This is a genomic window from Alcanivorax sp. 97CO-5, assembly GCF_000524665.1.
GTDB classification, from domain to species: domain Bacteria; phylum Pseudomonadota; class Gammaproteobacteria; order Pseudomonadales; family Alcanivoracaceae; genus Alcanivorax; species Alcanivorax borkumensis.
In genome coordinates, this window is the sequence record NZ_KI965877.1 from 316,354 (window position 1) to 337,621 (window position 21,268).

18 protein-coding genes are annotated in these 21,268 nt (G+C 54.9%); 5 read left to right on the top strand and 13 right to left on the bottom strand.

What is annotated here, in order from left to right:
* Window positions 1-6 precede the first annotated feature (6 nt).
* The 6 genes from Y017_RS01440 to Y017_RS01465 all read right to left on the bottom strand — a co-directional run bounded on the left by Y017_RS01440 (window position 7) and on the right by Y017_RS01465 (window position 5,301).
* A complete protein-coding gene (locus Y017_RS01440) occupies window positions 7-861 on the bottom strand; it encodes a metal-dependent hydrolase (protein ID WP_011588379.1) in 855 nt (284 codons plus the stop codon).
* A gap of 358 nt (window positions 862-1,219) precedes the next feature.
* Window positions 1,220-1,477 carry a hypothetical protein gene (locus Y017_RS01445; protein ID WP_035458397.1) on the bottom strand — a complete coding sequence of 86 codons (258 nt, stop codon included), beginning with the start codon at window positions 1,475-1,477 and terminating at the stop codon, window positions 1,220-1,222.
* Between the two features lie 60 nt (window positions 1,478-1,537).
* Window positions 1,538-1,948, bottom strand: a complete 411-nt coding sequence (locus tag Y017_RS01450; protein ID WP_035458400.1) for a GFA family protein — start codon at window positions 1,946-1,948, stop codon at window positions 1,538-1,540.
* A gap of 340 nt (window positions 1,949-2,288) precedes the next feature.
* On the bottom strand, window positions 2,289-2,873 hold the full coding sequence (locus tag Y017_RS01455; RefSeq protein WP_155849233.1) for a hypothetical protein: 585 nt from the start codon (window positions 2,871-2,873) through the stop codon (window positions 2,289-2,291).
* 394 nt (window positions 2,874-3,267) lie between these two features.
* Window positions 3,268-4,800, bottom strand: a complete 1,533-nt coding sequence (locus Y017_RS01460) for a bifunctional GNAT family N-acetyltransferase/carbon-nitrogen hydrolase family protein (protein WP_011588378.1) — start codon at window positions 4,798-4,800, stop codon at window positions 3,268-3,270.
* Window positions 4,801-4,926: 126 nt separating this feature from the next.
* Window positions 4,927-5,301, bottom strand: coding sequence for a hypothetical protein (locus Y017_RS01465; RefSeq protein ID WP_011588377.1), 375 nt, complete (start codon window positions 5,299-5,301; stop codon window positions 4,927-4,929).
* Between the two features lie 44 nt (window positions 5,302-5,345).
* On the opposite strand from Y017_RS01465, the gene cobB reads away from it, so the two are divergent.
* From cobB to Y017_RS01480, 3 genes are all read left to right on the top strand, one after another.
* Window positions 5,346-6,056, top strand: a complete 711-nt coding sequence (gene cobB / locus Y017_RS01470) for a Sir2 family NAD+-dependent deacetylase (protein WP_035458405.1) — start codon at window positions 5,346-5,348, stop codon at window positions 6,054-6,056.
* Window positions 6,057-6,273: 217 nt separating this feature from the next.
* Entirely contained in the window at window positions 6,274-7,347 is a 1,074-nt protein-coding gene (locus Y017_RS01475) for a 3-deoxy-7-phosphoheptulonate synthase (RefSeq protein ID WP_011588375.1), read from the top strand.
* A 278-nt stretch (window positions 7,348-7,625) separates the two neighbouring features.
* The gene (locus Y017_RS01480) at window positions 7,626-8,456 is read left to right on the top strand and encodes an ion transporter (protein ID WP_011588374.1); all 831 of its coding nucleotides are present in this window, start codon (window positions 7,626-7,628) and stop codon (window positions 8,454-8,456) included.
* A gap of 54 nt (window positions 8,457-8,510) precedes the next feature.
* On the opposite strand, the gene Y017_RS01485 is transcribed toward Y017_RS01480, so the two are convergent.
* The 5 genes from Y017_RS01485 to nirB form a co-directional block, all read right to left on the bottom strand.
* A complete protein-coding gene (locus Y017_RS01485) occupies window positions 8,511-9,362 on the bottom strand; it encodes a peroxiredoxin (protein WP_035458408.1) in 852 nt (283 codons plus the stop codon).
* An 85-nt stretch (window positions 9,363-9,447) separates the two neighbouring features.
* Window positions 9,448-12,078: a nitrate reductase gene (locus Y017_RS01490; protein WP_035458719.1), complete on the bottom strand. Its 2,631-nt coding sequence runs from the start codon at window positions 12,076-12,078 to the stop codon at window positions 9,448-9,450.
* A 50-nt stretch (window positions 12,079-12,128) separates the two neighbouring features.
* Window positions 12,129-13,424: an NAD(P)/FAD-dependent oxidoreductase gene (locus Y017_RS01495; RefSeq protein WP_011588371.1), complete on the bottom strand. Its 1,296-nt coding sequence runs from the start codon at window positions 13,422-13,424 to the stop codon at window positions 12,129-12,131.
* A gap of 25 nt (window positions 13,425-13,449) precedes the next feature.
* Entirely contained in the window at window positions 13,450-13,794 is a 345-nt protein-coding gene (nirD, locus tag Y017_RS01500) for a nitrite reductase small subunit NirD (protein ID WP_011588370.1), read from the bottom strand.
* Window positions 13,795-13,797: 3 nt separating this feature from the next.
* Window positions 13,798-16,329, bottom strand: coding sequence for a nitrite reductase large subunit NirB (gene nirB, locus Y017_RS01505; RefSeq protein WP_011588369.1), 2,532 nt, complete (start codon window positions 16,327-16,329; stop codon window positions 13,798-13,800).
* Between the two features lie 322 nt (window positions 16,330-16,651).
* Between nirB and Y017_RS01510 the strand changes: the two genes are divergently transcribed.
* Complete coding sequence (locus Y017_RS01510) at window positions 16,652-18,121, top strand: NarK family nitrate/nitrite MFS transporter (RefSeq protein ID WP_035458410.1); 1,470 nt, start codon at window positions 16,652-16,654, stop codon at window positions 18,119-18,121.
* Between the two features lie 85 nt (window positions 18,122-18,206).
* Complete coding sequence (locus Y017_RS01515) at window positions 18,207-19,913, top strand: bifunctional protein-serine/threonine kinase/phosphatase (RefSeq protein WP_011588367.1); 1,707 nt, start codon at window positions 18,207-18,209, stop codon at window positions 19,911-19,913.
* A gap of 73 nt (window positions 19,914-19,986) precedes the next feature.
* On the opposite strand, the gene Y017_RS01520 is transcribed toward Y017_RS01515, so the two are convergent.
* Complete coding sequence (locus Y017_RS01520; protein WP_035458413.1) at window positions 19,987-20,541, bottom strand: DUF1285 domain-containing protein; 555 nt, start codon at window positions 20,539-20,541, stop codon at window positions 19,987-19,989.
* Complete coding sequence (locus Y017_RS01525; protein ID WP_011588365.1) at window positions 20,538-21,173, bottom strand: TetR/AcrR family transcriptional regulator; 636 nt, start codon at window positions 21,171-21,173, stop codon at window positions 20,538-20,540. Before Y017_RS01525 ends, Y017_RS01520 begins: the two co-directional genes overlap by 4 nt.
* Window positions 21,174-21,268 lie beyond the last annotated feature (95 nt).

A 21,268-nucleotide genomic window follows, 5' to 3' on the forward strand; every position in this document is an offset into this window, starting at 1 on the left:
CCCTCCTCAGGCGGCTTTCAGCCGGTTGACGCGAAAGGCGGCGACTTCCTCAATCAGCGCCTCGGTCTGGTTTAAAAATTCTCGGTTATCATGCATCCAGGGGTGAAAGCCTGGGCGGAAGAAATCCAGCCAATCCGGTATAGAGCGTCGCAGCACCCCCGGCCGACCCAACGTCAGGTTGACCACCTTCCTCCAGCCGTTCAGGTTCAGCAGGCCGCCCCCCTTCGCCACCATTATCGTGTAGAAGGGCACGTAGAGACTCCAGAACAGCGCATTAACCAACAAGAACGCTCCAGCACGTAACCCATAGGCTTTGATGCCTCTGCCCAGCATTTGCTCGAAGGCATCGAAACAGACCGCTTTATGTTCGGTTTCCTCAATGGCATGCCAACGCCAGATCGCCGAATAATGTGGGTCCACTCCTTCCAGCAATTCGGGGTTACGAAGCACCATGTCACCCAGCACTGCGGTAAGGTGTTCCAGCGCCACCGTGGCCGCCAACTGCACCGAGCGCGGCGCCTTCTTCACCAGCTCCAGCAACCGCACCACCAGCGCATCCAGAGCCTCAACAGGCATCCCTTCCGCCTGCAATGCGTCGTTGTATTCCTCATGCTCGCGGGTGTGGAAGCCTTCCTGGCCGATAAAAGCCGAGATCTGCTCCTTCAGTTTCGGATCAGTGATTTCCTTAGCGTAGTTGCGCACACTCTGAATAAAGAAGCGCTCCCCCGCCGGAAAGAAAATCGACAGGGTGTTATAGAACTGTGAAACATGCAGCCCGCCGGGGTTCCAGCTCAATGCCTTGCCGGCGGGCAGCCCGAATTTGAGATTCCGGCGTACCGGATCAACCTGAATTGTCATCATCTTGCCCCTTAAGCAGATCGAATTAATCGGATGCTAAGGCCACAAAGGTGACACCCTCAACGGTTACATTGAACAATGTCACCGTATATTGATATGGGTCAAATTGAGCAAGAAAGAGGATACAAAGAAGAAAACTTTGTTTACTTTAAAAAATGAAACGAGACCGGCACCCTCGACTTCAGCGCGCCCCCGAGAGGAAAGAGCCCCCCGGTGGGAATAAACACATACGTCACCCAAATATCAGACCGCATACCCATAGCGGCCCGACTACCACAAGCGTGCTAACCCCTACTCATGCAGGCAGTTAAAAATGGGGGGATTACACAGGCAAGGAGCCCGTGACAACCAGCGCGATGTTTTAACCGAGGCTGATATATGCCAGCGCGGCGACCACCCCGGCAATCTGGAACATAACGGCCATCACAGCCGCTGGCCGCGTCCACTCATATCGATCCAGAGCAAAGACAATCACTCCAAGAACAATACACAACGCAGCAGGCACTCTGAGTTCGGAAGACGGGCCAGACACGGGCAGCCAAATGTCGGCAGCCCCAACCATCACGCCCAGAAAAACGTCCAGAATGGCGACAGCCCTGACCATCCAAGCGTTAATCATCCGGCACCTTTTTAAACGAAAAATACGGCCCTATGGCCATCGTCTGTTAAACCAGCACGCTTACGGCTGTCGATCGAAGGTTTTCGCCCCTTCCGGAATCTTGAACCAGTCCTGTTTCTCGCTAATCCAGATATGCGCCTGAGGCTCAAGAATACTGGTATCAGCCAGATTGGCGGGCTTTAATTTAATGCTGTCCGGTTCATCCGGGTTGACGTGATATATACGATTACCACAGGTAGGACAGAACATTGCCGCACTAGTATTACCACTGTCTGCGGTACGCAACCATTCACGCATTTCGCCATGAAACACGATGTCCTGGGCACGAACAACAGCCGTTAAGCTGAACGCACTGGTGGACAGTTTCTGGCACGCCTTGCAGTGACAGGCCAGCACCTTCTGGGGTTCGGCCAATAACTGGTAGGTCACCTCACCACACTGGCAAGCGCCGTCGATGGGATAGGTCGCCATCTCGCCCTCCTTTGCTTATTCAGCACTAGCATCCTGATTCGAACAGGCAGATTCAAGATGTGAAGCCTCACGTTTCCTACATAGGCTATCTGAGATATCTCCGAGCAATAATCAACATGGTTGATATTTCCTATCCTGGCTAGACCGCGCTACCACTAGAAAGATGTGCGTGCCCCCGGTTGTTGCTGACCAAATAATCGGTACAACATAAGCTATCTGCTTCGCTCAGTGTAAGGGATTATCTCATTGATACGCGTCCCTTATATCTCTTATTATTTATTTCTTTTTCTTTCTAAAGCGAGGGAACTATTCCGGCGCCTTTATTACCCAATTAAACGTTTCATGGAGCATATTCTGCTGGAGGAAGATCACCTGTAACCAACGTAGGGAAAAATGTGTACTCTTCTCGGAACCTTCGTTTCCCTCTTATTTTTGATAGTAATGACATGATCCAATTGAGAGCACCTTTCCCAGAGTCATATTCCATGACAATCGTAAAGAAACCATTTTTCAAACCAATTGGCTTACCGCCACCTTCTGGATATTCATTTAAATCATGACTATCAAATTGAAAAAGAAAACGACTTTGCCCAGGTGCCATTTGAGGAATAACCACATCAAATAATTCCCCAAAGTCCTCTCTTGGTGAATTACGCCTCAAATCACCCTCTAGGCTAAGCTTTATATTCTCTGCTCTAGAACCGCCAATGTTCACTAGTGTAAATTCTATGAATATGTCCTGAAACCTTGTCTTTTGTTTGCTCGTCTCTTCGCCAGAAACTCCTTTTGGTATTTCATACTCGATTTCTGGCCCAAACCGATTTCTGACTTGGTGGTACACCTCCAATATAGGAGTCTTGTGAGAGCTAACAATTTGAACTCCCACCCTCATTGCGCCAGTTACTACAGAGCTAGATACTTCCATGATTATCCTAAACGTTTAACAGGTATTAGAAAGCCCAATCGAATATTAACTGAAGGCGCCGGCTCTATTTCCCATTTATCAAATCTGTATATCTATCGATAAAAACAGAAATCTCAACAGGCTACAACGACGCCCTTTCCTGGCGGCTATAATAGGGGGAAGGCTTCATTTCATAGTAGGCACAGAAGATCAGGCTTTCTTACTTGTTTGAGCAAAGCTGTCTGACGTGAGTACGATTTTTTTTTGGGGGGGAGGTTGTTCGCGGCTCAAGCGCCGTATTCGCTTCGCTCACCCTTCGGGCCGCACTACGTGCGTTAGTTCGCTACGCTACGTTCCTACAGCATACTTCTGACCGGGAAGTACAGGCAGGGCCGGGCGGCCCTGCCCTGAGGGTTTAGTCTTTCTTTTTCCAATCCAAGCTATAAAGATCATCCCGACGATCGCGCAGGTTGGTCACCGAGCCTTCCCGGTGCAGCAATTTCAGTTTTTCCAGGTCCACATCGGCAAACATCAGCATTTCGGTATTAGGGACCGATTCACTGATGATGGCGTCGTGGGGAAAGTAGAAATCGCTGGGGGAAAATACCGACGATTGTGCGTACTGGATATCCACCGCATCCACCCGGGGCAGGTTGCCCACCGAGCCGGAAATGGCCACGTAGCATTCGTTTTCGATGGCGCGGGCCTGGGCACAGTGACGTACGCGCAGGTAGCCGTTTTTGGTGTCGGTCCAGAACGGCACGAACAAGATGTCCATTTTCTCGTCGGCGAGAATCCGGCCCAGCTCAGGGAATTCCACGTCGTAACAAATCAGGATACCCACCCTACCTGCGTCGGTATCGAACACCTGCAATTTGTCACCGCCCTGGATCACCCAGTCACGGCGTTCGTGGGGGGTAATGTGAATCTTGTACTGGGATTCCACCGAGCCATCGCGACGCATCAAGTAGGCCACATTGTAGACCTTGTCATCTTCAATCACCGGCATGGAGCCGCCAATGATGTTGATGTTGTAGCTCACGGCCATATCCGCCAAGGCATCGCGTACTTCTTCGGTGAAGCTGGCGAGGAAGCGCACCGCTTCCACGGAGTTCAATTCTGGCCGTAGCCCCATGAGCGGCGCGCTAAAGAATTCCGGCAGCACGGCAAAGTCGGCGCGGTAATCGGATAGCGCATCAATAAAAAACTCCACCTGATTAAGCAGGTCTTGCACGTCGCGGGCAGCACGCATACGACGCTGCACCACGCCCACACGAACCACGGTGCGGCGTGGCCATTCGGCGTCGTCGTCTTCCGGTTCGTAGAGAATGTTGTCCCATTCCAACAGCGTGGCATAGCCGTGAGAATCTTCATCTTCCGGCAGATACGCCTTCATAAGACGTTTCACGTCGAAGCCGTTGGAAAGCTGAAATGACAAGATAGGATCGTAGATGGCGCGGGCTTCTACCTGCTCGATGTATTCGGTCACCGGCATCTGGTCAGCGTAGTTGGTATACCCCGGCAGGCGACCACCCGCCAAAATCGCACGTAGATTCTCTTCCCGGCACAATTCTTTGCGAGCTTCGTACAAGCGGCGGCCCAGGCGATAGCCGCGGTATTCCTTGTCTACAAATACATCTAGGCCGTAAAGCGCATCGCCCTTGTTGTCGTGGGAGCGCACTTTGTCGTCGGTAATCAGGTCTTCGTAGCGATGCGGGTTGGAGAACCGGTCGTATTTAACTTTGATAGTCAGTGCCGTGGCCACCAGTTCGCCGTTGTCTTCAATCACCAGCTGCCCGTCTTGAAAAATGCGGATCAGGGTTTTGATGGTGTCTTCTGGCCAGGCGCCACCAATATCGTGATACACCTGATTCATCAGACGCGCCAACGCGGGATAATCCTCGTGCGTCAGCGTTCGCAAACGCAGCCGAGTGGTTTCTTCTGCCATGAATAACTCCTTGTGTTGACGCTTCACGCACCACGGCGCAACGCGAAAAAACGCTACTGCCTTCACCACCGCATCCCCGTTTCAGCAGGCTAGTCTACGGTGGGTTTGCTTTATCGTGATGCGCGGTTAAGCATTAAGCGGCGGAAAGGAAATCAGCCAGCACATTTGTTGATTCTGCAACGCATGCATGCCACTGGGATAGAGGGCCACGCCATCCGGGCGAATAAAGAGAACCCCGCCTTCATTCAAGCCAACAAACCCGGATTGATGCTCTTGAACAAAACCACATTCTTCGCTCCATTGCGGCTGCAATGGCGCTGGAATGGTTTCGTAGCCAATGACACCATTGGCTAGAGGGTCGTCGATGGCGACCCGATCGCGATACAGGCCAACGGCGTCCTCGCCCACCAACAACACCATGCCCTGATGAAAATGCAGCAGGGTCACGTTGCCGCGCGGGGGCAGGCTAAGGTTTTCCTGTTGATCGATAATGGTGTCCATAGAGGCTTCCAAGAATAGGGGTGTAACGGATACAGGGTACTTAAATGGCTGAAAACATTGTAATACTTACTGGCGCCGGAATCTCGGCGGAATCGGGTATCAAGACCTTCCGAGCAGCAGACGGCCTGTGGGAAAACCACCGGGTAGAAGATGTCGCCACCCCCGAGGCGTTCTTGCGTAACCCCCTGCTGGTGCAAAACTTTTACAACCAGCGGCGCCGGCAATTACTCACAGGGGCAATCAGGCCCAATGCAGCCCACCAGGCGCTGGCCACGTTAGAGAAAGCTTTGCCGGCGGGCAAGGTGTTGTTGGTTACCCAGAATATCGACAACCTCCACGAGCGCGCCGGCAACCGTAACCTAATCCATATGCACGGCGAGCTACTCAAAGGGCGCTGCCAAACCAGCGGCGGCCTGGTCGATCTGGACCATGACCTAACGGTGGCCCTGCCCTGCCCGTTGTGCGGGGCGAAGGGCTGCCTGCGCCCCCATGTGGTCTGGTTCGGTGAAATGCCCCTGCAAATGGAAGCGATCTACCGCGCCCTGTCTCAATGCGATCGTTTTATCAGCATCGGCACCAGTGGCAATGTCTACCCCGCCGCCGGCTTCGTGGAAGAAGCCAACCGGCACGGGGCGCACACGGTGGAATTGAATTTGGAGCCCTCCCAGCAGCTCACCGCTTTTGCCGAACATAGGCGTGGGCTGGCTACTGAACTGGTGCCGAGGTATGTGGAAGAACTGATCGCCGGGGTATAATCCCGTTCGTCATACTTGCATCACGAAAGACCGCCAGCATGGCTCCCCGCCCTAGGTATGATTGCCCCACCCTATGGCGCAGACAGGGCCCTTGATATTTCTATAGCCGCCTGATTCCGCTAGACTGCTGAACCTCTACAAAAGGAGTGTCAGCCAGAGCCCGCCGCGCAAAAATAGGGCACGGGGCCTCCAGCAACTACAGGTAGCAAAGCACATCATGACCGACAAGCAGGTAGACGACCTTAATATCGCCTCGCAGGACGTATTGATTACGCCCAACGCGCTGAAGGAAAAACTGCCCCTCAGCGATAACGCCCGCCAAACCGTCATCAGCGGCCGCGAGACTATCCGCAATATTCTGGACCGCAAGGACCACCGCCTGTTTGTGGTGATCGGCCCCTGCTCGATCCACGATACGGACGCCGCCATGGAGTACGCCACCCGGCTGAAAAAACTGGCCGACGAGGTGAGCGATACTATCTACTTGGTGCTGCGTGTTTATTTTGAAAAACCGCGTACTACCGTGGGCTGGAAGGGCTTGATCAACGACCCTTACATGAACGATTCCTTCAAGGTGGAAGAGGGCCTGCATATCGCCCGTAAGCTACTGCTGGATGTGGCGGAACTTGGCTTGCCCGCCGCCACCGAAGCGCTGGACCCGACCACCCCGCAATACCTGCAGGACCTAATCGCCTGGAACGCCATTGGCGCGCGCACCACCGAAAGCCAGACACACCGGGAAATGTCTTCCGGCCTGTCCAGCCCTGTGGGCTTCAAGAACGGCACTGATGGCAGCCTGGATGTGGCAGTGAATGCCATGCTCAGTGTGCAACATCCCCACCGCTTCTTGGGCATCGACCCGGAAGGCCGCGTGGCGCTAACCACCACTAAAGGTAACCAGTACGGGCATGTTGTGTTACGCGGTGGTGGTGGCAAGCCGAACTACGATTCCGTGTCCGTTGCGTTGGCCGAGCAGGCATTGGAGAAAGCCGGTGTGTCTACCAACATCATGGTGGATTGCTCCCACGCCAACTCCAACAAGGACCCGGGCCTGCAACCGCTAGTGATGGAAAACATTGCCAACCAGATTCTGGAAGGGAATGAATCCATTCTCGGTTTGATGGTGGAATCGCACCTGAAATTCGGCAACCAAAAGATCCCGCCGAACCTGGATGATTTGGAATACGGTGTGTCCATCACCGATGGTTGTATTGCCTGGGACACCACCGAAGAAGCCATCCGCAGCATGGCCGACAAACTGCGCGACGCGCTGCCCAAACGGCAGAAATAACGCCCCGCAGTATATAAATACGCCTTAAGGGCTGCTGTCCTGTACGTTTGGGCCGCCACAAATAGAGCCTCATTTGAGGCTCTATTTTTTTGTCTGGCCGGTTACGCTCGCGCTGCTGGAAACACCCTGGCCATGACTAAAGCCCCCCGGCGATGTTGAGTAACGGGTGAGGTAAAGTAAGGCTCTGTGAGGGATTTTGGCTTAAGTAGTCATCACTGCCTGAACAAGCCACAATATGCCCGGCTTTGTTCATTCATGCTTAAGGACACAACCCACGTATGGAAAACCTGCGGCAACGCTGGCAGCACATTATCTTCGGCACCGACACTCCCGCCGGGCAGCTATTCGATATTCTATTGATTGTGGCGATTCTGGGCAGTGTGGTCGCGGTCATGCTCGACAGTGTGGCCAGCCTGCACGAACAATACGGCGAAGCACTGTACGCCGCAGAATGGTTTTTCACTATCCTGTTTACCATTGAATACAGCGTTCGGTTATGGGTTAGCGAGCGGCCATTGCGCTATGCCCGTAGCTTTTTCGGCATCGTAGACCTGTTATCGATTATCCCTACCTACCTTAGTTTGCTGGTTCCTGGCTCCAATTACTTGCTCACTATCCGTGCTCTGCGAGTACTGCGTGTGTTCCGGGTAATGAAGCTGGCCAAGTTTATGGGCGAGGCGAACCAGCTGGGCATCGCCTTGATCCGCACTCGGCGCAAAATCGCTGTGTTTATGTTCTCCGTGTTTGTGGTGATTATTATTTTTGGCAGCCTGATGTATGTGGTGGAAGGCCCGGAGCACGGCTTTACCAGCATCCCTCAAAGCATTTACTGGGCTATCGTGACTATTACCACGGTGGGCTACGGAGATATTTCACCGCAGACCGGCTTTGGCAAAATGATTGCCTCACTGGCCATGATTACCGGTTATGCGATTATTGCGGTGCCCACCGGGATCGTCACCGCAGAGATTTCTGCTGCTCGGGTGAGCATGCGTTATGAACGTGAATGCCCCAACTGCTACCGGCATTCCCACGACCCCGACGCCCGCTTCTGTCAGCAATGCGGCGAAGAACTGCCCAAGCTTTCCCTGAAAGGGCCGGATGATTAAAGACAGCGGCAGATTGCCAGCTTCTAGCTCGTAGCTAGAAGCTGGCCCCTGCTGTTAGCCGTCAATCAGCCCTTTCTCTTTTAACACTTGAACAAACAACGCCGGTTCCGGGCGTATTCGGTAATTATCGGTTAAGTGTTGATACACTAGGCGCCCTTGTCCATCGACGATTAACACCGTGGGCATCACCGTATCGCTGTCATAACCCAACGCTTCCAGGCCAGCGGGAGTGCCCCCTGCATCAATAATACCCAAGGCGCGCGCCGCACGATTATCGTCATCGCGAAGGTACTCAAAATCCACATCAAACTGCTTGGCTAAATCCCCAGATTGGCTGTGAGACTGCGGGCTAATCAACGCCACCCGAACCCCCTGGGACTGCAACGACTGGTATTGTTCAGCCACTTCACGAATCTGCGCCATACAAAGCGGGCACCAATTACCCCGGAAGAACAACATCACCAACGGCTGCCCCGCATAGCTCGCCACCGTTACCGGCTTAGCATTCAGATCGCTAAAGGTAACGTCAGGCAGGGGCTCACCTATCACCACATTCGCTTGTCGCACACCGTAACGGCTGTACCAACGAATATAGGCGTGCACACCAAGCAAGTTAATAATAGCCAGGCTGACCATCACCATACTGGCTTGCCCAGCCAGCGCCAGGCTGATCACCGCGAGTGAGCCAAGCAAGGTCGGCCAGAAGACGCCTGGCAGGTTCGCACTGGTGCGGGCAGGCTTGAACAGAAACAGATAACTGAAGAACAACACCGAGGGTACACAGGTGAACAACAACACCGCCCAGGGCCAGCCGCCACCGGTAAATAACTGCCAAAACGCTATGCTGGAGGTACACACCGCCAAGGCAATAAACCCGGAGATAAACAAAGATTTGAGGCTTTTCATCATCATTCCTATTTCGAATCAGATATTAAGATGCGAAATAAACGCCTACGTTACAACCTCACTCGCGCAGGCAGCCAAATAACCCTCATGTGGTACACGTTTCCAATAGGCCGCGCAGTTCCGGAATGCAGGAGCCACAATTGGTGCCTGCCTGGCAGCATTGACCAATGGCCTCCACACAGTCGGCACCCTCCTCCACAGCGCCCTCAATGGTCTTCTGGCGGACCTGAAAACAGCTACAGATAACCGGCCCCAGGTCTGGGCCAGCATCGGCAGGTTGCCCAGCGAGAATGGTCATGTGTTGAATATCGGCGCCCTGCGTAAAACAGTCGGCCAACCAATCCACATCGCACAGCGGCAGGGTTTCGCCAATCGCCAGCCAGGCCAGTAAACGGCCATCCTTGTCCAGCGCGGCACGCCGGTAATGGCCCGTGGCAGGATCGTTGAGCGCCAGCCACTGCGCGGCCTGGGGCAACCAGTCGTGGAGCTGTTGTTCGGTTAGGTCCGCATCGCCGGCCAGCCGATAACGCTGTACTTGGCCCGCCTGCAAAAATGCATCTACAGGAACGCGGGCCCAGTACTCCACAGCGGGTGGAGACGCCGCCGTGAACAACCAGCCATGCCAACGGGGTTGCCAGTCGCTGACATTAACCGGCGTATGCTTGAACGCTGGCTGGCCGGAATGCGGATCTAAACGTGCCGGCACGAGGGCATCCACCCGAGCGCGGCGAGAAAATTGATCGGTCCAGTGCATGGGCATGAACGCGGTACCCGGCCGCTGCCCGGTGTCGCGGGTCACCCGCACGAGGGCATCACCGACACGGCTGGTCAGGCGTACAAAGCCCCCCTCCTGCAGTCGGTAACGCTCAATATCCTTGGGATGCAAGGCCGCAAAGGGCTCGCTAAGGTGGGCAAACAAACGCCCGGCACGGCCGGTGCGCGTCATGGTGTGCCACTGGTCTCGGATCCGCCCGCTATTGAGGATAATCGGGAAGGCATCGCCAATGACGCGCACCGGCGGATTCTCGCAGGCAATGAAACGGGCGCGCTCACTGGCAGTAGAAAAGCGGCCATCGCCATAGCATCGAGGGCCACTATTGAGTGGCCACTGCTGTGGTTGCCACTGAGCATATTGGTCGGCGGTCAGGTCCGCAGCGGCGGTCAGATCCAGCCGTTTGCCAAATTGGCCCGCCAGTGCGGTAAGCGCCGAGAACTCGGCAAAAATTTCGTGCTCATGCTGGTAGGGAAAGGCATCGGCAAACCCCATGCGCTGGGCAACTTGGGTAATAATCCACCAGTCTGCGCGGGCCTGGCCGGGAGCAGTAACAAACGGGCGCTGGCGCGACATGCACCGCTCAGAGTTGGTGACCATGCCGGATTTCTCACCCCAGCCCAGCGCGGGCAAACGAATATCCGCACAGGCCAGGGTGTCACCGCTGGCCACGCAATCGGACACCACCACGGTGTCGCAGGCCATTAGGGCTTGGCGTACTTTATCCGCTTCCGGCAAGGAATCCACCGGGTTGGTAGCCATAATCCATACTGCTTTCACTTTACCGCTGGCCACCGCCTGAAAAAGATCCACTGCGGTGAGGCCATTCTCTTTGGCCAATGCCGGCGCCTGCCAGAAATCGGCCACCGCCGCGTGGTGTGCTGGGTTATCGATATCCAGATGCACCGCCAACTGATTCGCGAGGCCTCCCACTTCCCGGCCGCCCATGGCGTTGGGCTGGCCGGTGATGGAAAAGGGGCTGGCGCCAGGCTTGCCAACCCGGCCAGTGGCCAGATGCGCATTGATGATGGCATTGCCCTGATCCGAGCCGTTGCGGGCCTGATTCACGCCCTGAGAAAAGACGGTTACGGTGCGGTCGCAGGCAGCAAACCAGTGATAGAAGGTGGTCAGATCCACCTTGCTCACGCCCATGTGCGTGGCCAACGATGCCCAGTCATTGCCCTGGCTGCGGGCTGTATCCAGTGTGGACTCAAACCCTTCGGTATGGGCGTCAATGTACCCTTGATCCAATGCATTGTTATCGTCGAGCCAGGTGAGCAAACCATTGAATAAGGGCACGTCCTGCCCGGGACGAATGGCCAGGTGCAGATCAGCCAAGTCACAGGTGGCCGTGCGGCGGGGGTCGATCACCACCACTTTCATTTCCGGGCGCGCCTGTTTCGCCGCAGCAATGCGCTGGTACACAATAGGGTGCGCCCATGCCGTATTGGAACCGGTCAGGATGACCAGGTCCGCCAGCTCCAGGTCCTCGTAGCAACCGGGCACCACGTCTTCACCGAAAGCGCGCTTGTGGGCAACCACCGCACTGCTCATGCACAGCCGGGAATTGGTATCGATATTGGCGCTGCCGATGTAGCCCTTCATCAGCTTGTTGGCCACGTAATAATCTTCGGTCAACAGCTGGCCGGACACATAAAAGGCCACCGCATCGGGGCCGTGTTCGTCCACAATACGCCGGAACCGCCCAGCGACCTCATCCAGTGCCTGATCCCAGGACACCACATCGCCCTCCACTTCTGGATTGAGCAGACGATCCTGGTCTCCCAAGGTTTCCAGCACAGAAGAACCTTTGACACAAAGCCTACCGGCATTGGCCGGGTGCAAGGTATCGCCTTTCAGGGACGTGCCATCGGTGCTGATACCACAACCCACACCACAATACGGGCAGGTGGTACAAATGGGCCGTTCGGTGTTTTTTGCCATATGTTTTCCTGCACGGTTTTCTCCGACATTGCCGGCTGCCACTTCCGCCTTCACGCCGCCACTCCCTCTGCATTATCACCCTTGTCACCGGGGCGCTTGCAGAACGCCTCACCCAGCAACAGGGTTTCGCGCAGGGCGCTAATATCAGTGCTATCACGCCATAACGTTTCGAAAAACGGGGCGTCAGACACATCGCCATACAGAACCATGCCGACCACACGGTTATCGCGAATTTGCAAGCGGCGATAACTGTCAGGCAAGCTCAATTGCAGTGTCTCACCCTGTTCGATTTCATTCCTTTTCTCGCCGAGAAAATCCCCGCAGGACACCAGGTCGATACCGGAAATTTTCAGCCGGGTGGCAGAGTCGGCGTAGAGATAACGACGATGACCCATTTCCGCCAAGTGGCTAGCGCAGACCGAGGCCTGTTCATACAGCGGAGCAACCAAGCCAAAGGTACGTTCACGGTGCTCCACACACTCACCAATAGCGTAGATGGCCGGATCAAAGGTCTGCAGGGTATCGTCAACTCGCACTCCCTGATTTACGGTCAGGCCAGCCTGAGCGGCCAGCTCTGCCCGCGGCACAATGCCCACCGCCTGGACCACATAATCCGCCGGCAAACGCTGGCCATCCGCCAGATGCACTGCGGCCACACGGTCGGAGCTGTAGCTGCTTGAGCCTTTTTTATCCTCTTTTTTTTGAACAGAACAACCTTCAATTGACTGGGTACGCGCGTGCATCACGAACTTGATCCCGCGGGCTTCCAGGTCCTTCTGCAGGCGATGGCCAGCCGCCTCATCCAGCTGCTGGTTGAGCAGGTGCCCGCGGCTGTGTACCAAGGTGACGTCGTGCCCCTGCTTCACCAAAGCGTCTGCCGCTTCCAGCCCTAAAAAACCGCCGCCGACCACCACCACCCGTGCCGCCGAAAGCGATAACAAGCGTCGAACGTCATACAGATCACGAAAACTGACAACGCCTTTCAAACCAACGCCGTCCACCGGTAACTGGCGTGGCCCCGCCCCTGTGGCCAGCAATAGCCGGTCATAATCGAGCACGTGCCCGGCGGCGGTTTCCACCTGGCGGCGGCCGCGGTGAATGGCCACGACGGGGGTGCCGGTGATCAGGCGAATACTCCGCTCCCGATACCACTGGTGAGGATGCGTGGTAATAGTATTTTCATCCGTGCTACCACCCAACAGGGGGGACAACATGACCCGGTTATAGCCGGCAAAGGGCTCATCCCCCACCACCGTGATCTGATACAGATCCGGTGCCAGGCGGGTCAGCTCTTCCAGTAAGCGGCAAGCCGCCATACCGTTACCCACTACAACCAGTCGTTTCATTACTGCATCACCCTCTCGATTCGCTTCAGGCCGAGGTGGCCAGCTCAATCACATCACCGACCACGCGCACCGGATAGACCTTAAGCTTGACGCTGTCGTCTTCGATGCACTGCCCGGTTTCCAAATCGAAGTGCTGCTTATAGAGGGGTGAGGCAACCACCCGTTTGTCACCCAGCGAGCCCAGCAGGCCCCGGCTAATCACGTTGGCATGGCTAAACGGGTCCATGTTGTCTAGCGCATAGAACTTTCCGTCCCTAGTACGAAAGAGTGCCGCCTGCCCCGTGGCCAGGCGTACTCCCACTCCGGTGCCGGGCAACACATCGTCGACGCTGCAGATTGTTTTCCATTCAACCGCTACTGCATTGTTCATGGCTTACGCCTCCTCAACCAGCTCGATACGTTCATGCTCGTAGGCGGGACGTCGCTGGCCACGTTCACGCACGTAGGTCAGGTTGTCATCCGCTTCAGCGGTATCATTGATAAAGTGATTGAAACGTTTCACCGCTTCGGGATTTTCGATGGTGGACTTCCACTCACACTGGTATGTCTCGATCACGTGTTGCATCTGTGCTTCAAGCTCATCGCCCATGCCCAAGGAATCGTTGAGGATCACGTCTTTCAGGTAATCCAACCCGCCTTCTAAGTTTTCCAGCCAGACACTGGTGCGCTGCAAACGATCCGCTGTTTTGATGTAGAACATCAAGAAACGATCAATGGTTTTAATCAGCTGTTCATCGGTGAGATCGGAGGCAAACAGATCCGCATGGCGCGGGCGCATACCCCCGTTACCGCACACATACAGGTTCCAGCCTTTCTCCGTGGCAATTACGCCCACGTCTTTGCTCTGAGCTTCTGCACATTCGCGGGTACAGCCACTCACCGCCATTTTGATCTTGTGCGGGCTACGCAGGCCTTTGTAGCGGTCCTCCACTTGAATAGCGGTGCCCACGGAATCTTTCACCCCATAACGACACCAGGTAGAGCCCACACAGGACTTCACCGTGCGCAGGGATTTACCGTAGGCGTGCCCAGTTTCAAAACCGGCATCGACCAAAATCTTCCAGATTTCCGGCAGCTGCTCCACACGGGCACCGAACAAGTCCACCCGCTGGCCACCCGTAATCTTGGTATAGAGATCGTATTGCTTGGCCACCTCGCCCAGCACAATCAGTTTGTCCGGCGTGATTTCACCGCCGGCCACCCGGGGCACAATGGAATACGTGCCGTCGCGCTGCATGTTGCCAAGGAAGTAATCATTGGTGTCCTGCAGGCCAGCATGGGGTTTGTTGAGCACCCAGTCGTTCCAGCAGGAAGCCAGCACGTTGGCCACGGTCGGTTTACAGATGTCACAACCATCGCCGCTACCATGGGCTTCCAGAAAGGCATCAAAAGTGGTGATCTGGCCGACGCGTACCAGGTGATAGATTTCTTGACGGGAATACGGAAAGTGTTCGCAGAGATGGTTGTTCACTTCCACACCGCGTTTTTCCAGCTCACTATCCAGCACCTGTTTCACCAGCGCGGAGCAACCCCCACAGGTAGCCGATGCCTTGGTGCAAGCTTTCAAGTCACCCACGGTCTGGGCGCCATCGTCGATGGCCGCACACAGGTCGCCCTTGGAGACGTTATTACAGGAACAAATCTGCGCCGAATCGGGCAATGCATCGGCGCCCAGCAGAGGCGCGCCGTCCGACACCGGTGCCACCAGGGCCGCCGGATCACCGGGCAAGTCCATTTCATTCAGGCAAAGTTGCAACAAGTTACCGTAATCGGCAGCATCACCCACCAACACCGCACCCAACAGTTTCTTGCCACACGCGCTGATCACCGCTTTTTTGTAGATACCCGCGGTTTGATCCATAAACACGGTACTGCGGCAGCCCGGCGTGCTGCCGTGAGCATCTCCGATGGATGCCACATCCACGCCCATCAGCTTCAGCTTGGTGCTCATGTCCGCACCGGCAAACTGCTTTTCTGCTTTTCCTATCAGATGTTCTGCGGCCACTTCTGCCATCTGGTAACCCGGCGCCACCAGCCCGAAAATGCGCCCTTCCCATAGCGCCACTTCACCGATCGCATAAATATGCTCGTCGGAAGTGACACATTGGTTATTGACCACAATGCCGCCGCGCTCGCCGATGGCCAGCTCACAAGCCCTGCCCAATTCGTCCTGAGGACGGATCCCGGCGGAGAAAACAATGACATCGGTTTCCAAATACTTGTCGTCACCGAAGTTCATTCGATGAGTGCAGGTTTCACCGTCGACAATATCTTGTGTACCGGTGCTAGTGTGCACGGTGACACCCAGCTCCTGAATCTTGTCTTTCAGCAAGCCGCCGCCAAAATCATCCACTTGCACCGCCATCAGCCGGGGAGCGAATTCCACCACATGCGTTTCAAGCCCCAAGTCATGAAGCGCCTTAGCCGCTTCTAAACCCAGCAACCCTCCACCGACCACGGCGCCCACCTTGCCGTTCTTGCTGGCAGCAATCATGGCATCCAGGTCATCAATGGTGCGGTACACAAAGCAGTTGTCGCGGTCGTTGCCGGGAATCGGCGGGATGAAAGGATAGGAGCCGGTGGCCAGCACGACCTTGTCGTAAGGCAGGGTTTCACCCGTATTGGTGGTGACCGTTTTGCCCGCGCGATCAATCGCGTTGACCTTGGTGTTAAGTTTCAGCGTGATGCCGTGCTCTTCGAAAAACCCTTCCGGCACTAGCGACAGGTCGTCGGCGGTCTTGCCGGAAAAATAACTGGTCAGCCCTACTCGGTCATAGGCCGGCAGCGGCTCGGCACACAGTACCGTAATATCAAAGTGCTCTCGGCCACCCAGGGCTACCAGAGACTCTAGATAACGTTGTCCGACCATCCCGTGGCCGATCAGAAGAAGTTGTTGCTTTGCCATAAGGCTCACCCTCGCGGTGCGTAACTGACACCACCACTACAGCAAGCCTTATGCCAACTAACTAACCCATTGAAATAAATAAGGTTATTTCCTTTTTTATCAAGTAATAACAAAAGCCCTGCTTTCTTTTAATGCGCCGGTGCACGAGAAAAAGGCACTTTCTTGTGCACCGTATTGACCCAAAAACGCTCCCCTTTTGCGCACATATTTTCTAATCGCCTCTCTCTACCAAGAAATACTCTATTAAAAACATGAACTTAAGCACATGGCACAGGAGTTGCTCAGGCTCTCTTATCGTTAATCGCCCATGCATGGAGATTTCATGAGCGCTCAAAACCTGAATCTATTGAACCTGTCCCAGCCTCGTATACGGTTACTGCACCTAAGCTGGGTTGCCTTCTTTATTACCTTTGTGGTGTGGTTTTCCCACGCCCCATTAATGGGGCACCTTCGCGAGGCTTTCGACTTGAGCGCGGAACAGGTCAAAGCATTGTTGATCCTTAACGTGGCATTGACCATCCCGGCCCGGGTGGTTATTGGCTCCCTGGTCGATCGCTTCGGGCCACGCCGGGTGTTTGGTCTGCTGCTGATACTGGCGGCCTTCCCCTGCTGGGCATTCGCCCTATCCACTACCTTTGAACAACTGGCCGTTACACGTTTGCTTATGGGCTTTGTTGGCGCTGGCTTTGTGGTCGGCATTCGCCTGATTAGTGAATGGTTTCCTGCCCGGGAAGTCGGCCTAGCAGAAGGCGTTTATGGCGGCTGGGGTAACTTTGGTTCTGCAGCAGCAGCGATTACTTTACCAACCATCGCCATGCTTTTTGGGGGCGAAAACGGCTGGCGCTGGGCCGTTGCCAGCACCGGTGCGGTAGCAATGCTATACGGTATCTTTTTCCTGTGGTTCGCCCGCAATACTCCCGCTGGCTCCTCCTACTTCAAACCCAAGAAAGCCAGCGCTCTTGAAGTCAGCACGCGAAAAGATCTGTTCTTTTATCTCTTGATGAGCCTGCCACTTTATATTGCCCTGCTGGTTATTGTCTGGCGCCTTGGGCCAACCAATCTTGATCTGTTCGGGGGGACTACCCAAATTCTACTGGCGGCGTTGATTATCAGCCTTGCGATTGTGCAGTTAGGCCAAGCCTGGCGCGTGAATCGCGACCACTTGAAAGAAGGCGTTGCCGAGCACGATCGCTACAGTTTCAAACAAGTGGCCATTCTCGACCTGTCTTACATGGTGACATTTGGCTCTGAACTAGCGGTGGTTTCCATGCTGCCGCTTTTCTTCAGTGATACGTTCAGCTTGTCTGCGGTTACCGCTGGCCTGCTGGCATCCGGTTATGCGTTCATGAATCTGGTTGCACGGCCCGGCGGCGGCTGGGTATCGGACAAATTCGGCCGCAAAAAGTCTTTGGCCATCCTGTTGTGCGGGTTGATGGTAGGTTATGGCCTGATGAGCCAGATCTCCGGCACCTGGCCCATCGCCCTAGCCGTTATTGCCACCATGTGCTGTTCCTTCTTCGTTCAAGCTGGCGAAGGCGCGGTCTTCGCCACCGTACCGTTAATTAAACGTCGCCTCACCGGCCAAATTGCCGGCATGGTAGGCGCCTATGGCAATGCGGGTGCGGTGATTTTCCTTACCGTGCTGACCTTCGTGGAACCGTCTACTTTCTTTCTGGTCATTGCCGCCAGTGCCGCCGTTGCCTTGGCCGCCGTACAATTCCTAGATGAACCCAAAGGTCACATTGCAGAAATTGATGAAAAAGGCGAAGTGCAGCTCATCAAAGTGAGTTGATGACACCCTTTGAGTCCGGGCACGCGGGAACTCCTGTTTGCTCGGACCACCGCTCACAACACGCTATCGGTATAGGAGCACAAGAATGGAAGTGTCCACCGGCCCCGCTGGCAACGCCGACACCATGGTCGAACCCGAGTTGCACCCCCGCGTACGGATCGGGCAATTCAGTGACAGCGGCCCCAAGCTGCACAACCAAGATGCCTTGGCTATGCAGGTACCGGAAGGGTCACTGCTGCGCACCAAAGGCATTGTCGCAGCCCTGGCAGACGGCCTATCCAGTGCCGGTGCCGCTCGAGAGGCAGCAGAGTCCTGCGTGCTGGGTTTTATCAATGATTACTACGCCACTCCATCGTTATGGAGCGTACCGCGCTCTGCGCAACGTGTACTGGAAGCCCTGAACCGTTGGTTATGTCGCCAGACACTGGCTGGCGACAGCCATCTCTGTACACTTTCTTTGCTGATTTTACGCTCGCGCACCGCGCACATTTTTCAGGTTGGCGATTCCCGCGTATGGCGCATGCGTCACAACAGGCTAGAATGCCTGACTCGCGATCACAGCCGCCGAATCGGCGCAAACCGGCAAGTGCTCACCCGCGCCATGGGAGGAGATACTCGTCTGGACGTGGACTACAGCAGTGTAGATTTACAGGTGGGCGATATTTATCTCTTGTCCAGCGATGGTTTACACGGTTTCTTGGCCCGTTCACGGATGCAAAACATTTTGCGCGAAACCAACCAACCAGAACTTGCTGCCAAAACGTTGGTGCAAGCTGCGTTGGCTAACGGCAGCGACGATAACGTAAGCTGTCAGGTAATACATGTTGACGGGCTACCGGACGCCAGCGCCGATGAAGCGCTGAAACAACGTGGTAGCCTGCCACTCCCCCCTCCGCTTTCCCCCGGCATTAAAATTGACGGCTTTACAGTAAAGCGTGAGCTTTACGCCAGCGTACGCAGCCACCTTTATCTGGTGGAAGATAAGAAAGGCAACGCCTCGGTACTGAAAACGCCATCGATCAATCTGGAAGATGATCGTGATGCACTGGAACGCTTCGTCATGGAAGGCTGGGTGGGTAACCGGCTACGCAACCCGCATTTATTACACGCCTTGCCGCTACCCGAAAATACGTCCTGCCTTTACCAACACCTGGAATTTATCGACGGTGTGACACTGCAACAGTGGCTCAGGGAACACCCGGACGCACCGGTTGAAGAAAAACTATATTTAGCAGATCAACTGCTCAACGGGGTGCGTGCCCTACACCGTGCCGATGTGATTCATGGTGACCTGAAGCCAGATAACATTATGGTAGACACTACTGGATTGGTGCGCATTGTGGACTTTGGTAGCTGCCATTGTCGTGGAATGGAACAAACTGCCGCCAGTATTCCTTTAGGCACCCTGCATTACAGCGCGCCAGAACTGGCAGAAGGCGAAGCTCCAAGCGAGCAAAGCGATCTATTCTCCATCGCGGTGATCATTCATGAAATGCTGACGGGCACCCTGCCTTGGCAAGGTCGCTATGAAAAAGCCTCACACCTGCCCCTTCCTCCATTGCAAAGCCATAACGCGTTTATCCCGCTATGGATCAACAACGTGCTAGAACTTGCGCTACAACGGCAGCCTAAGCTCCGCTTTACCGATGCAGCAGAATTTCGCGATGCTCTGCGCCGCCCCGTTCGTAGCAATAAACCTGTGGCAGACACTAACACCCAGCAATTAAGAATGTGGAAAGGCGCCGTAATCGTACTGGCTGTGCTGTTGCTGATCAGCGTAACACTACGCTGATCAGTCAAGAGTGGGGTGTAATCAGATTTGGCTACGGGGCTCACCCGATAATGTTTACACGAGAGGTCAGCGGTTAATCTGCCAAGCTACCCAGAGCGAACGTTTTACCGTTGCTGCGTACTTGCAGGATATCGCCCTGTTGCTCGGCCCAATCGACCAACTGATAAAACGCTGAACGCCCAATCAATGCCGTCAGATTGTCACGCACACACAGGTAAGGGGAAGGCTCACCGGTCTCGCTATCGGTGTTAACCCAGAGGGGATGGTCGTCTCCGGCAACCACATGGCTGCCCACATTGGTGGTAAACACTAATTTTGTGGTGCCACCTTCTTCTACTTGCTGCACTTGCGTCGCAACAAACGGCGCATCATCGACCTGAATACGTAACTTTTCCACCGGGGTAATCAGAAAATAATCGTCTTTTTCGCGCAACAGAATAGTTGAAAAAAGCGCCACCATTCTGGGCCGCTCAATGGGTGAATCTTGATAAAACCAAGTGCCGTCCCGGGCGATACGCATGTCGATGTCCGCATGACGTTCCGGGTTCCATTGATGCACCGGCGGCAGGCCGGTTTCATCATCGGCCGCTTTTTCCAGTAACGTAAGCAGCGCCTCGGCTTGTTTCATCGCGGACCTCGCTGCCCTTTGTTCCCCATACGAATACCAATTTCAATAAGGAAGTCGAGAAAATCATCCTTGTCATCAATCAGTTTTTGATAAAACGGTGATTCCATCAATGCCGCCGCACCATGGGCCAGCGCCCAAGCAGAGCAAATGTGATAGATGGCCGGCACCTCTTCCAGCGACCCTTCTTCCATTCTCGCCTTCACAATCTCGGTGAGCCGAGCAAAGTTGGCTTTGCGGATGCTGTGTAGTTTCTCCACCAACTCCGGCAGCGCGTGGTCCTTGATCACCTTGTTTTCCAACCGATCAAACAACTGGTATCGCTTAGGATCAGATATCCGGAAACGAAAATACTCCCGGGCTAACGTTTCCTTATTATCGACATCGGAAATCTTTTGAAAGACCCCTGCCAAGTCTTCTTCGTAGCGCAGCATCAGCAACAGGTAAATTTCGTTCTTGGTTTCAAAATGCTTGTAGATGGTTCCTTTGCCGATACCTACCCGGTCCGCAATCATTTCCACGGTTACTCGGTCTTCGCCTTCTTCCAGAAAAAGGGCCAGAGCGGCATCGAGAATTTCACGTTCTCGCTGACGAAATTCCTGTGCTTTACGCGTGGCTTTTTCCAGATCACCCATCTTTTTCTCCTTGCGTCCACCTCCGTAGCGGACTGAACAGTCGCAATTCTAACGTATTCCCTTTTGCGCGCCTATCCGCTAAGCCCACTGCAACC

Coding starts and splice junctions, on each gene's coding strand:
- Y017_RS01510 (WP_035458410.1), top strand. CDS start 16,652: ATGAGCGCTCAAAACCTGAATCTATTGAACCTGTCCCAGCCTCGTATA.
- Y017_RS01485 (WP_035458408.1), bottom strand. CDS start 9,362: ATGAAAAGCCTCAAATCTTTGTTTATCTCCGGGTTTATTGCCTTGGCG.
- Y017_RS01480 (WP_011588374.1), top strand. CDS start 7,626: ATGGAAAACCTGCGGCAACGCTGGCAGCACATTATCTTCGGCACCGAC.
- Y017_RS01440 (WP_011588379.1), bottom strand. CDS start 861: ATGATGACAATTCAGGTTGATCCGGTACGCCGGAATCTCAAATTCGGG.
- nirD (WP_011588370.1), bottom strand. CDS start 13,794: ATGAACAATGCAGTAGCGGTTGAATGGAAAACAATCTGCAGCGTCGAC.
- Y017_RS01475 (WP_011588375.1), top strand. CDS start 6,274: ATGACCGACAAGCAGGTAGACGACCTTAATATCGCCTCGCAGGACGTA.
- Y017_RS01525 (WP_011588365.1), bottom strand. CDS start 21,173: ATGGGTGATCTGGAAAAAGCCACGCGTAAAGCACAGGAATTTCGTCAG.
- Y017_RS01450 (WP_035458400.1), bottom strand. CDS start 1,948: ATGGCGACCTATCCCATCGACGGCGCTTGCCAGTGTGGTGAGGTGACC.
- Y017_RS01455 (WP_155849233.1), bottom strand. CDS start 2,873: ATGGAAGTATCTAGCTCTGTAGTAACTGGCGCAATGAGGGTGGGAGTT.
- Y017_RS01460 (WP_011588378.1), bottom strand. CDS start 4,800: ATGGCAGAAGAAACCACTCGGCTGCGTTTGCGAACGCTGACGCACGAG.
- cobB (WP_035458405.1), top strand. CDS start 5,346: ATGGCTGAAAACATTGTAATACTTACTGGCGCCGGAATCTCGGCGGAA.
- Y017_RS01495 (WP_011588371.1), bottom strand. CDS start 13,424: ATGAAACGACTGGTTGTAGTGGGTAACGGTATGGCGGCTTGCCGCTTA.
- nirB (WP_011588369.1), bottom strand. CDS start 16,329: ATGGCAAAGCAACAACTTCTTCTGATCGGCCACGGGATGGTCGGACAA.
- Y017_RS01520 (WP_035458413.1), bottom strand. CDS start 20,541: ATGAAACAAGCCGAGGCGCTGCTTACGTTACTGGAAAAAGCGGCCGAT.
- Y017_RS01490 (WP_035458719.1), bottom strand. CDS start 12,078: ATGGCAAAAAACACCGAACGGCCCATTTGTACCACCTGCCCGTATTGT.
- Y017_RS01465 (WP_011588377.1), bottom strand. CDS start 5,301: ATGGACACCATTATCGATCAACAGGAAAACCTTAGCCTGCCCCCGCGC.
- Y017_RS01515 (WP_011588367.1), top strand. CDS start 18,207: ATGGAAGTGTCCACCGGCCCCGCTGGCAACGCCGACACCATGGTCGAA.
- Y017_RS01445 (WP_035458397.1), bottom strand. CDS start 1,477: ATGATTAACGCTTGGATGGTCAGGGCTGTCGCCATTCTGGACGTTTTT.